The organism is Streptomyces sp. T39, assembly GCF_008042045.1.
Taxonomy (GTDB): Bacteria; Actinomycetota; Actinomycetes; order Streptomycetales; family Streptomycetaceae; genus Streptomyces.
The window spans coordinates 1-11,796 of record NZ_RDBP01000074.1 but is presented as its reverse complement, the minus strand read 5'-3'; the positions used below and the strand labels follow the sequence as shown (position 1 = coordinate 11,796).

The window sequence follows — 11,796 nt, the reverse complement described above, 5'->3', positions numbered from 1 at the left end:
CGGGAACGCCGCCCGGGCCGCCCCGGGCGGAGGCCGGAGGGGCACGGCGGGCCGCCGCCGTGCCGGGGCGGTGGTGGTGGTCGCGCGGGGAGCCGGGAACGCCGCCCGGGCCGCCCCGGGCGGAGGCCGGAGGGGCACGGCGGGCCGCCGCCGTGCCGGGGCGGTGGTGGTGGTCGCGCGGGGAGCCGGGAACGCCGCCCGGGCCGCCCCGGGCGGAGGCCGCCGGGCCCGGGGCGGGCCGCCGGGCCCCGGGGTCAGTCCGTGTCCGGGAGGAGGCGGTCGAGCAACGCGTCCAGCCCGGCGGTGAGTTCGGCGTCGCCGCCGCGCTCCGCGAGGTCGGCGGCGAGGCCGCGGAGCTGGGGGAACTCCTGCGCGGGCATGCGGTGCAGGCCCAGTCGGAAGCCCGGGTCCGGGTCCTCGGGGTTGTCCACCATCGCCTGGAGGTCGACGAAGAGGTAGCCGAGCAGCCAGGACATCACCGCGCGGTAGACCGTCAGCGCCCGGGGCGCCGGCACGCCGGCGCCGGCGAGGAGGCCGAGTACCCGTTCGTGCTCCCGGAGCACCGCGTGGGGGCGGCGCGCGAGGGGGACGGACAGTATGCGGGTGGCCAGCAGCGGCACCACGTGCGGGTGGGCGAGCGCCACCCGGTAGGTCGCTGCCGCCGTGCCGCGCAGCTCCGCGCGCACGCCCCGCGGCCCGCCCCGCTCCGGGGCGTCCGCCGCGAGGACCTCGCCGATCTCGGTGTACAGGGCCTCCACCAGACCGTCCAGCAGCGCGTCCTTGCTGGACGCGTACCGGTACAGCGCCATCGCCTCCACGCCGAGTTCGGCGCCGAGGCGCCGCATGCTCAGCGCCGACAGGCCCTCCCGGTCGACCACCTCCAGCGCCGCGGCGAGCACCCGCTCCCTGCTGAGGCGCCCGTAGTGGCCGCGGTCGCTCGCGCGGCGTCCGGGGCCGCCCCCGTTCCGTGGTGCCATGCGGAGCCTCCTGCGCGGGCGCGCCGGTCCGTGCCGGACGCGGCGCCACGGGCCGGGCCCGTGCCCTTGACCGCATGGACGAAGTGGCGCAAGGTGGACATGTACGACGTAAGCGTACGTCATAAGTATCCGCCCGACGCTTACCGACACGCCCGCCCCGAGCGCGGCCCCCGTGCACCGATCGCACCCGCACCGCCCACCACGTCCCGAGGCACCTCCCATGAACACCCTCCCGCCCGTCCTGTCCGCATCCGGCGACGACCCGCACCGAGGGGGCCCGCGATGAGAGCACACGACCTCGCGGCTCCGCCCCCGGCGCTGCAGCAGGCCGAGGGCGGCGACGCCGCCCCCGCGCCTCTGCCGGCGCGACCGGCGTCCGGCAGGCCCTGGTCGGGGGACGGGCCGGTGAAACTGTCCATCCTGATGGCGGCCTACAACGAGGAACGGACGATCGCCGCGGCCGTCGAATCGGTGCTCGGCGTCTCCTACCCCTGCGAGGTCGAGCTGATCGTCGTCGACGACGGCAGCAGGGACCGCACGGCGGAGCTGCTCTCGCGCTACTCCGGCGAGGACGTCAAGACCCACCGCCACCCCCGCAACCTCGGCAAGGGCGCGGCGCTGCTGACGGCCGGCCGGCTGGCCAGGGGCACCCACATCCTCCCGTTCGACGCGGACATGGAGTACTCGCCCGACGACATACCCCGGCTGCTGGAACCCGTCATCGAGGGCCACTGCGACGTCGTCTACGGCTCGCGGCTCTTCGGCGTCAACACCGTCTACCAGTCGTACCGCTACGCGCTCGGCAACCGGCTGACGACGTTCGCCGCGAACGTCCTCTTCGACGCGCACCTCGCCGATCTCCACACCTGCCTCAAGCTGATCCCCCTCAGCCTCTTCAGGTCGCTGCACCTCGGATCGCACGGCTTCGGCCTGGACACCGAGGTGACGGCCCGTCTGCTGCGACTGGGCGTCCGCCCGTTCGAGGTCCCGGTGAGCTACTACAGCCGGACCCACGCCGAGGGCAAGAAGATCACCTGGCACGACGGGGTGAGCTGTCTGTTCATCCTCGGCCGGATCCGCTTCTCCCACGCCCTCCGGGCCGGCGGCCCCGACGGGCCCGGACCGGCATGACCACCGGCCGGCCCCCGGGCACGAGCACCCGCGGCACCGCGCACGGGGCCGTCCCACCGGCCCCGCCGGACCCGGCCCCGGCCCCGGCGCGGCCGGGGCGGGACGCGGACGGCGGCCGGGAGGAGAGCCGCGCCCCGCGCCGGCGGAGCGGACGGCGCCCCGCGCACCTCCGCCTGATCGCCGTGCTGCTGGCCGTGGCCGTCGCCGCGGCGGTCGCGTGCTTCACGCCCGGTGCGCGTTCCGTGCTCCGCGATTCGTTCACCCAGCTCCCCGCCGCCTACACCGAGCTGTACTTCACCTCCCCGCCGGCCCTCGACCGGAGCACCGCCGTCGTCCCGGTCTCCCTGGTGGCGCACGGGGACGACGGACTCACCCACCGCGTGCGCGTCTCGGTCGAAGCACCCGGCGGACCCGTCACCGCGTCGACCACGACCACCGTGACGGCACCGGCCGACGGCGTCCGGACAGCGGTCGTCGTGCGCCTGCCGGTCGCCGACGACGGATCGGTCGTCCGGGTCGAGCTCGTCGGAGACGACCAGACACTCCACTTCCGCCTGGGAGCCCGTGGCTCCCCGACCCCCCAGGGCACACCATGACGGCCGCACCGACCCCTCCCCCCTCCGGCACGCGCCCCCGCGTCGTCGTCACGACGAGCTGGGACGACGGACACCGGCTGGACCCCCGGCTCGCCGCGCTGCTCGACAAGCACCGCATCGCCGGCACGTTCTACATCGCCCCGCGCAACCGCGAGTTCGACCCGTCGGACCGGCTGCCCGCTGCCGGGATCCGCGACCTCGCCGAGCGGCACGAGATCGGCGGCCACACGCTCACCCACCAGCGGCTGCCGCGGCTGCCCGACCCGGTGGCCCGCGACGAGATCCGCGACGGCAAGGACGCCCTGGAGGACGCCGTCGGCCGGCCCGTCACCAGCTTCTGCTACCCCCGGGGCGAGTACACGGCGGCCCACGTCCGCTTCGCCCGCGACGCCGGGTTCACCCTCGCGCGCACCGTGCGCCGCAGTTCCCTCCTCCCGGGCCCCGCGCTGGAGACGGTCACCACGGTGAACGCCTACGCCCACCGCGTCGACGGACCGCTCGCCCTGCGCCTCGCGGGGCGCAGGCCGTGGACCGCCGCGAGGCTCTACCTGGAGTGGGACGAGCTCGCCCTGCGCTGGTTCGCCCTGTGCCTGCGGCACGGCGGCGTGTTCCACCTGTGGGGCCACAGCTGGGAGGTCGACGCCCGGCGCGACTGGCTCCGCCTGGAACGCGTCCTCGGCCACATCGCCGGCCGCCCCGGCGTCTCCTACGTGCCCAACCGCGACCTCGTGGGAGCCGGTGCCTGAGATGGCCACCGTCTTCCAGATCTCCGCGTACTACCCGCCCCACCTGGGCGGCATCGAACGTGTCGTGGAGAACCTCGCCTCCGGCCTCGGCGAGGGGCACGACGTCCGGGTCGTCACCACGACGCTCGACGCGGGCACCGAGCCCCGGCGCTCCCGCGAGGGCCGGGTCACCGTGCGGCGGCACCGTGCCGTCGAGTTCGCCCACACGCCCTTCGCCCCCGGCATCTTCGCCGCACTGCTGCGCGCGCCGCGCGACGCCGTCCTGCACGTGCACACGGCTTACACCTTCGTGCCCGAGGCCGTCGCCGTCGCGGCCCGGCTGCGCGGCCGGAGCTACGTCGTCCACCACCACCTGGACGTCGACGCGTCGGGCCGGTTCGGGCTCCTGCTCCCCGCGTACAAGAAGCACGTCCTCGGCCGGGTGATGCGGGGCGCCGCCGCCGTCATCGTGCTGACCGACGCCCAGGCGGACTTCGTGCGCGGTACGTACGGCGTCCGCGCCGAGCGGGTCTTCACCGTCCCCAACGGCGTCGACGACGCCTTCTACCTGCCCGTCAGGGAGGCCGCCGAAGGCCCCCTGCGGCTGCTGTTCGTCGGACGCCTCAGCCCGCAGAAGAACGTCGGCAGGCTGCTCGACGCCCTGCGCCTGGTGCGCCGGCCCGTCGAACTGTGCATCGTCGGCGACGGTGAGCAGCGCGCGGAACTGGCCGCCCGCACCCGGAGCCTGGGCCTCGGCAACGTGACCTTCGCCGGCCCGCTCTTCGGCCGCGACCTGATCCGCGCGTACGCCCGGGCCGGCGCCTTCGTGCTGCCCTCGGAGAAGGAGGGCATGGCCCTGGTCGCCCTGGAGGCCATGGCGGCCGCGCTGCCCGTGATCGCCACGGACGTCCCCGGCAACACCGAACTCCTCACGGACGTCGGGCTGCTCACCGCGCCCGAGCCCGCGGCCCTCGCCGCCGCCATCGACCGACTCGCCGCCGACCCCGAACTGTGCTTCTCCCTCTCCGTGCGCAGCGCCCGCGCCGCGCGCCGCTACACCTGGCAGCGGACCGTCAGCGAGGTCGAGGCCGTCTACGCGAAGGCCCTGTCATGACCACCGTCACCGCGCTGACCGCCCGCACCACCGACCGCCGCGGTCTCATCGGCGCCACGCTGCTCGCCGGGGCCGTCGAACTGGTGCCCCATGCCCCCGCACCGCTGCTGGTGCTCGCCGGCTTCTGGCTGCTCCTCGGCGCACCGGCCGTGCTGTGGTACGGCGTCGCCTCCCGCGCGGTGTCCAGCCGCGACGGGCGCGTGATGCTCTCCGTCGGCCTCGCCGTCATCACCGCCGTCGTCGTCCCCCTGGTCGTCAACACCGTGCTGCCACTGGTCGGCGACGACCGGCCGCTCACCCGCGCACCCCTCGCGATCGCCTCCGTCCTGACCGTCCTCCTGCTCGCGCAGGTGATCAGGCCACCGGAGCGGCCCGCCGGCGAGCCATCCTGGTGGGCCGGCCTGCGCGACCGCTCGCTGCCCCCGGGCCTGGCGCCCGTGACCGCCCTCGGCGGCGTCACCCTCGTCCTGGCCGTGGCCGGCGCGATCCGGCTGAACAACGGCCTGGGGGCGGCGGTCGCCGTCGCCGCGTTCGCCGGCGTCACCGCTCTCCTGGTGCTGCTGCTGGTCCGCTGCCGGCGCTGGTCCGCCGGTGTCGTGGAGACCGGCCTGTTCCTCGCCGCCGGGGCCCTGCTGCTGATGACCTCGCTGCGCGGCTGGTTCATCACCGGCCACGACATCCAGCGGGAGTACGAGGTCTTCCGGATCACGGACGCGGCCGACCGCTGGAACGTCTCCGCCTTCCAGGACCCGTACAACGCCTGTCTGAGCATCACGCTGCTGCCCGCCTCGGTGGCCGAACTGACCGGACTCACCGGCCTCTACGTCTTCAAGGCCGTCCTGCCCCTGCTCTTCGCCATGGCGCCGGCCCTGGTCCACCGCTCGGTGCGCAATGTCGCCCCGCCGCTCGTCGCGGTGCTCTCGGCCGTCTACTTCATGGCCTTCCCGACGTTCTTCACCGACATGACGTTCCTGGCCCGGCAGGAGATCGCGTACCTGCTCATCGGCTGCGCGCTGGTCGTGATCACCGAGCGGGACCGGCCGCTCCGGGCCCGGCGGATCATGGTCACGGTGCTGGTCCTCGGCATCGTGCTCGCCCACTACTCGACCACCTACGTCCTCGTCCTGACCCTCGGGATCGCCCTCCTCACCGACGTCGTCTGGCGGCAGGCGACCCGCCTGCGGCGCGGGGCGGCGCCACGGGACCGGGCTGCGCGCGGCTTCGTGACCTGGTGGATGGTCGCCGCCATGGCCGCCGCCGCCTTCGTGTGGGCCGGCCCCGCCACCCACACCTCCGGCCAGGTGCAGAGCACGGTCGGCACGGCGGTGAGCGACCTGGTGAGCGGGAAGGCCGCCGAGGCGGGCTCGTCCGACACCTCCTACAGCCTGTTCGGCGGGACGTCGGTCACCCCTGAACAGCGGCTCGCCGACTACCGGGCGCACACCGAGGAGATGCGCGCGCCCGGCGACCCGGCCTACAACTCCCTCGGCCTCGTGGACGCCTATCCCACACCGGCGGCCGAGCGGGAGATCACCCCGCTCACCCCCCTCGGACGCCAACTGGACGACCTGGGCGTCGACGTGCCCGAGGCGAACGACACGGCCCGCACGGCCGCGGCGGTGCTGATCCAGGTCCTGCTGCTGGCCGGCGTCGCGTCGACGGTGCTCAGCCGCCGCCGCGCCTTCCGCCCGACCCGGGACCAGCTCACCCTCACGGCCGGCACCCTGGTGGTGCTCGGCGTGCTGACCGTGCTGCCGCAGCTGTCGGTCGACTACGGGGTGCTGCGCGCCTTCCAGCAGGGCCTGTTCGTCTTCGCGCCCTTCGTCGCGGCCGGGTCCCTGTGGCTCTTCCGGTGGGCCGGGCGGCGCTCGGCGCCGATCGCGTGCGCCCTGGCGGTGCTGCTCTTCCTCAACCTGACCGGGGTGGTCCCGAAACTTCTGGGCGGCGCCCCGCCCCAGCTGAACCTCGACAACGCCGGCGAGTACTACGACATCTACTACGTCCACCCGGAGGAGCGCGCCGCCATCGAGTGGCTCTACCCGCGCACCGCGGACAGCGGCGACACCGTGCAGTCCGAGGTCCACACCGACCGGTACGCCTTCCGCGAGACGACGCCGACCGTCGACCGGGCGCTCGACGACTTCTACCCGCCCCTGGTCAGGAAGGACGCCTATGTGTTCCTGGGCTCCACCACGGTGCGCAAGGGCGAGGCGACCACGTTCTACCGGGGCGACCTGATCACCTACCGCTACCCCGTCCCCTTCCTCGACACCACGAAGAACAAGGTCTACAGCAGCGAGGGATCGGAGATCTGGAAATGAGCACCCCCGCACGACCCCTCCGTGTGCTGCTGGTCAGCCACTACTACCCCCCGCACGTCGGGGGCATCGAGAACGTCGTCCGGCAGGAGGCCGTCCACCTGGTCCGGCAGGGCGCCCGGGTCACCGTCCTGACGAGCGGCTCCCCGGCCGAGGCACGCGCCGGGGCGGCCGCCCCCGCCCGGCCGGGCGCCGACGGGGTGCGCGTGGTCCGCGTCGCGGCGTGGAACGGGCTGGAGGAGCGCTGGGGAGTCCCCTTCCCGGTCCTGTCCCCGCGGCTGCTGCCCGCGGCGCTGCGCTGGGCTCGCTGGGCCGACGTCGTCCATCTGCACGACTGCCTCTACCCCACCTCGTGGGCGGCGGGAGCCGCCGCCGCCGTCACCCGCACCCCGCACGTGCTCACCCAGCACGTCGCCCTCGTGGACCACCCGTCCCCCCTCGTCCGCCGGGCGCAGCGTGCCGTGTACGCGGTCGCCGGCCGGAGCCTGCTCCGCCGCGCCCGCCGGGTCATCGTGCTCAACTCCTCGGTGGCCGGATTCGTCGCCGAGCACGGCGCGCGCGCCGGCAGCGTCCGGCACGTCCCCAACGGCATCGATCCGGCGGGCTTCCGCCCCGCCGGATCGCGCGAGGAACGCGACCGGGCCAGGGACCGCTTCCGGCTGCCCCGGGACCGGATGCTCGTCCTGTTCGTCGGCCGGCTCGTGCCCAAGAAGGGCAGCGACCTGCTGCTGGCGGCGGCGGACCCCGCGTACGACCTGGTGTTCGTCGGCGAGGGCAGCCAGGGCGGACGCGCCGACGGGCGGCCCGGTGTGCACTACCTCGGCGCCCTGCCGCCCGACGCCGTGACCGACGCGTACCGCGCCTGCGACATCTTCGCGCTGCCCTCGACGACCGAGGGATTCCCGCTGACCGTGCAGGAGGCCATGGCGTCCGGACTGCCCGTCGTCACCACCGACGACCCCGGCTACGCGCCGTACGGGCTGGACCGCGACCACGTCAGGCTGCTGCCCCGGGACGCCGGCGAGCTGCACGGCGCACTGTCGGCGCTCGCCGCGGACACCCCGCTGCGCGAACGGATGGGCCGCTACTCGCGGCACTACGCCACCTCGTGCTTCGCCTGGCCGGAGCACACCCGGACCCTGCTCGGCCTCTACCGCTGCGCGCTGACCGGCGCGGTGGACGAACGGCCGCCCGGGACCGGGGCGGAGGCGGAGGCGGCATGAGGCTCGAAGCCCCGGCCCGGCCGGCGTCCGCACCGAGGAGGTGGCGCGCCGCGGCGCTCGCACGGTCGACGGCGCGGCCCGCCGCCCCGGGACGCATGGCGGGCATCCGCCGGGATCCGCTGCTGTCCAACTCGTTCTTCCTGATGCTGACGACGGTGACCGCGGCCGCCGCCGGGTTCGTCTTCTGGATCCTGGTCGCGCACCTGTACCCCGCCGAGGAGGTGGGCCGGGCGTCGTCGCTGATCGCCTGCGTCTACCTGCTCTCCTACTTCAGCCTCTTCGGGCTGAGCAACACCCTGGTGCGGCACCTGCCCACCAGCGAACGGCCGGGGGACGAGACCAGCACGGCGGTCGTCACCGCCTGCTTCGGCACGCTGCTGGTCTCGGGCACGTTCGTGCTGGTCGTTCCCTGGATCTCGCCCCAGCTGGACTTCATCCGCAGCACCCCGCTGACCGTCGTCGTCTTCCTCGTGCTGGCCGGCGGGGCCGCCGTCAACCTGCTGACCGACTCGGTCTTCGTCGCCTTCCGGTCGACCCGCTACAACTTCGCCGTCAACGGCGTGCTGATGGGCAGTCTCAAGGTGGCCCTGCCCGCCGTCTTCGTCTTCGCCGGGGCCATGGGCATCTTCCTCGCCAGCGGCATCGCGTCGACCGTGGCGGCGGCCGTGAGCATCCTGCTCGTGCGCAGGAGACTGCGGCTGCGCGTCCGCCCGTTCTTCTCCTGGCGGCTGCTGCGCAGGACCATCGGCTACTCGCTGAGCACCTACGTCGCGTGCAGCCTCAACCTGGTGCCCCAGATCGTGCTGCCGCTCGTGGTCCTGGAGAAGCTCGGGCCCGTCCCGGCGGCCGTCTTCTTCATCGCCTTCCAGATCGCCAACCTCGTGTACTGCTCCTCGTACGCCATCGGCGACGCGCTCTTCGCCGAGGGCTCGCAGGCCAAGGCGGACCTGAGGTCGATCGCGCGCCGCTCCGGAGCCGCCATGCTCGCCGTCAACGTGCCCGCCGCGGCCTTCGTCGTGCTCCTCGCGGGCCCCATCCTGCGGATCTTCGGCCCCGAGTACGCCCGCGGCGGCACCACCACGCTCGTGGTCTTCGCGGTGTCCGCCCTCGGCGTCGCGTTCTACACCTGGGCGGACTTCCTGCTCAAGGTGACCCGGCAGCTGACGGCCTCGATCGCCTCGAACCTGGTGGCCTTCGCCGTCATCCTCGGCATCACGCTGGCCACGGTGGACGAGGGACTGGTGTGGGCCGCCGTCGCCTGGGGCATCGGCAACGTCGCCTCGGGCATCGTCGCCACGGCCGCGCTGCTGCGGTCCCGCCGGAGGCCCCTGGCCGCGAGGCGCCGCCTCGCGGAGGAGGAGGCGTCATGACCGCCCGCACGGTCCTGCTCGCCTCGCCGTACTTCCCGCCCGATCTCGGCGGTGTGGAGCAGTACGTCGCCGGCCTCGCCCGGCTGCTGCAGACGCGGCACGGCATGCGGGTCGTGGTCGCCGCGACGGCCACCCGGGACTGCGGCCCCGGACTCCACGAGGGCCCGGACGGCATCCCGGTGCACCGGCTCGCGGCTCCGTTCACCGTGTCGCAGACCCCGCTCGGCCCGCACTGGGTCCGGGACCTGCGCCGTGTCGTGGCCGAGGAGGGGGTGGACCTCGTCAACGCCCACGCACCGGTGCCGCTCTTCGCCGACGCGGCGGCGCGCGCCTCGGGCGATCTGCCCTTCGTCCTCACGTACCACACCGGCCGGATGCGCAAGGGCCGGCCGGTGGCCGACGCGGTCTGCGCGGCCTACGAGCGCACCCTGCTCGCCGGGACCGTCCGGCGGGCCGGGGCGGTCGTGTGCTCGTCGGACTTCGTGGCGGCCGACCTGCCGCGGCTCTTCGCGGGACGCTCGACGACGATCTCGCCCGGTGTCGATCTCGGCCGCTTCACCCCGCGCCCGCTGTCCGGGCACCCGCGCATCCTCTTCGCGGGGTCCCTCGCCCGGACAGCGGGGTACAAGGGCCTGCCGGATCTGCTCCGCGCGGTCGCCCGTCTGGCGCCGGCGGTGCCGGACGTCACGCTCGACGTCGCGGGCGCCGGTTCGGCCGCGGCCGAGCACGAGGCGCTGGCCCACCGGCTGGGGATCGGGCGGCGGGTGGCGTTCCTCGGGCGGCTCGACGGCGACCGGCTGGCCGCGGCCTACCAGCGCGCCCGCGTGCTGGCCCTGCCCACGTACTGCGACAGCTTCCCGACGGTCCTGGTCGAGGCGATGGCCTGCGCCCGCCCGGTCGTCACGACGCCGGTCGGCGGGATCCCCTCGCTGGTGGCCGACGGCGAGGAGGGCCTGCTGGTGCCGCCGGGGGACGGCGACGCCCTGGTGGCGGCGCTGCGTACGGTCCTCACCGACGACGCCCTCGCCCGGCGCCTGGGGAGCGCGGGCCGCGACCGTGTGGCCGGCGACCTGTCCTGGGAGCGGCAGAGCGACCGGACCGCCGAGGTGTTCGCCCGTGCGGCCCACCCGGCGGGGCGCCGCCCGCCCGGCCGCCGTGCCCGGTCGACCGGCGGTCTCGGCCGGGCAGCGCCCCGATCGCGCGGCGCAGCGCGCTGAAGGCCGGTGTGGCGTTCCCGTCGGGGCGCCGCGGGCCGGTGTGGCGTTCCCGTCGGGGCGCCGCGGGCCGTGGAGGACGCCCGGCCGCCGTGCCCGGTCGACCGGTGGTCTCAGCCGGGCAGCGCCCCGATCGCGCGGCGCAGCGCGCTGAAGGCCGGTTTGGGGCTCCCGTCGGGGCGCCGCAGGCCGTAGAAGTTCTCGCTGGTGGACCGGTCGGCGCCCAGGTCGCGGTCGGAGTACCAGAAGACGGCGCCCACCACCGGGTCGGCCGCGGCGGCCCGCACCACGTCCGCGGCGATGGCGGCCTGCCTCGCCTCCGTGACATGGGTCGTCGTGGGACCCGACGCCGCAGGGCTGCCGTCCGACGCGGTGCCCGGACCGCCGGTCGGCGCGCCCGTCTCGGTGATCCAGACCGGGAGTCCGGAGGTGCCGTACGCGCTCAGCACGCCCTCCAGGCTGTCCGGCCCGCCCGCGACGGCGTCCCACGCGGTGGTGTGCCCGGGGGCGGTGGTGAGGGCCGGGTAGGTGTAGGGGTGGTACCCGACGGCGTCGACGAGCCGGTTCCCGCCGCGCTCGCAGACGCCGGCGAGGAACGTCGTCTGCGCGATGTTCCCCCCGCCGGACGGCGTGGCGCCGAGGCCGCCGAGCACGACCCGCGCGGACGGGTCCGCCGTCCGCAGCGCTTGGCCGGCCTCCCGCAGCAGGACGGTGTACGCCGCCGGGTCGGGTGCGGGGCGCCAGAACCGGGCGAGGTTGGGCTCGTTCCAGATCTCCCAGACGTGCACCCCGCGGGCCGCGTAGCGGGAGGCGGCGGCGCCGGCGAAGGCGGCGAAGTCCGCCGGGTCCGCCGGCGCGCACTTGTCGTCCGGGCACCCGGGCGGCGCGGCCCACGGCGGGGTGTAGGCCAGGACCGGAAGGACGTTCAGATTCCGCGCACGGGCGGCGTCGACGACCCTGTCGAAGGGGTGCCACCGGTACTCGTCCGGTCCACCGGCCTGGACGTCCCGCCACGCCAGGTCGGCGCGCACCCAGTCGCCGCCGACGGAGACCACGTCGTCGAGGGCGGCGGCGAGCTCCGCGTCCGACATCGCTACGAGGGTGTTGCCGTAGGCGATGCCCGTGCGC

At 75.1% G+C, this 11,796-nt stretch carries 10 protein-coding genes; 8 read left to right on the top strand and 2 right to left on the bottom strand.

What is annotated here, in order from left to right; genetic code table 11:
• Positions 1-254: 254 nt before the first annotated feature.
• Complete coding sequence (locus EAO77_RS35290) at positions 255-977, bottom strand: TetR/AcrR family transcriptional regulator (RefSeq protein ID WP_147992411.1); 723 nt, start codon at positions 975-977, stop codon at positions 255-257.
• A 282-nt stretch (positions 978-1,259) separates the two neighbouring features.
• Here EAO77_RS35290 and EAO77_RS35285 point away from each other — a divergent pair, with 282 nt between their 5' ends.
• From EAO77_RS35285 to EAO77_RS35250, 8 genes are read left to right on the top strand one after another with little or no spacing between them, the layout of a single operon-like run.
• Positions 1,260-2,108: a glycosyltransferase family 2 protein gene (locus tag EAO77_RS35285; RefSeq protein ID WP_187283552.1), complete on the top strand. Its 849-nt coding sequence runs from the start codon at positions 1,260-1,262 to the stop codon at positions 2,106-2,108.
• Complete coding sequence (locus EAO77_RS35280) at positions 2,105-2,704, top strand: hypothetical protein (RefSeq protein ID WP_147992410.1); 600 nt, start codon at positions 2,105-2,107, stop codon at positions 2,702-2,704. Before EAO77_RS35285 ends, EAO77_RS35280 begins: the two co-directional genes overlap by 4 nt.
• A complete protein-coding gene (locus EAO77_RS35275; protein ID WP_147992409.1) occupies positions 2,701-3,450 on the top strand; it encodes a polysaccharide deacetylase family protein in 750 nt (249 codons plus the stop codon). Before EAO77_RS35280 ends, EAO77_RS35275 begins: the two co-directional genes overlap by 4 nt.
• A 1-nt stretch (position 3,451) precedes the next feature.
• Positions 3,452-4,543, top strand: a complete 1,092-nt coding sequence (locus tag EAO77_RS35270) for a glycosyltransferase family 4 protein (RefSeq protein WP_147992408.1) — start codon at positions 3,452-3,454, stop codon at positions 4,541-4,543.
• The gene (locus tag EAO77_RS35265; RefSeq protein ID WP_147992407.1) at positions 4,540-6,864 is read left to right on the top strand and encodes a DUF2206 domain-containing protein; all 2,325 of its coding nucleotides are present in this window, start codon (positions 4,540-4,542) and stop codon (positions 6,862-6,864) included. Before EAO77_RS35270 ends, EAO77_RS35265 begins: the two co-directional genes overlap by 4 nt.
• Positions 6,861-8,084, top strand: a complete 1,224-nt coding sequence (locus tag EAO77_RS35260) for a glycosyltransferase family 4 protein (RefSeq protein WP_147992406.1) — start codon at positions 6,861-6,863, stop codon at positions 8,082-8,084. The genes EAO77_RS35265 and EAO77_RS35260 overlap by 4 nt, the downstream gene beginning before the upstream one ends.
• Positions 8,081-9,454: a lipopolysaccharide biosynthesis protein gene (locus tag EAO77_RS35255; protein WP_147992405.1), complete on the top strand. Its 1,374-nt coding sequence runs from the start codon at positions 8,081-8,083 to the stop codon at positions 9,452-9,454. Before EAO77_RS35260 ends, EAO77_RS35255 begins: the two co-directional genes overlap by 4 nt.
• Positions 9,451-10,671, top strand: a complete 1,221-nt coding sequence (locus tag EAO77_RS35250) for a glycosyltransferase family 4 protein (RefSeq protein WP_147992404.1) — start codon at positions 9,451-9,453, stop codon at positions 10,669-10,671. Before EAO77_RS35255 ends, EAO77_RS35250 begins: the two co-directional genes overlap by 4 nt.
• Before the next feature lie 110 nt (positions 10,672-10,781).
• Here the strand turns inward: EAO77_RS35250 and EAO77_RS35245 are convergent.
• A partial coding sequence (locus EAO77_RS35245; RefSeq protein ID WP_147992403.1) for a cellulase family glycosylhydrolase occupies positions 10,782-11,796 on the bottom strand: 1,015 nt, incomplete at its 5' end.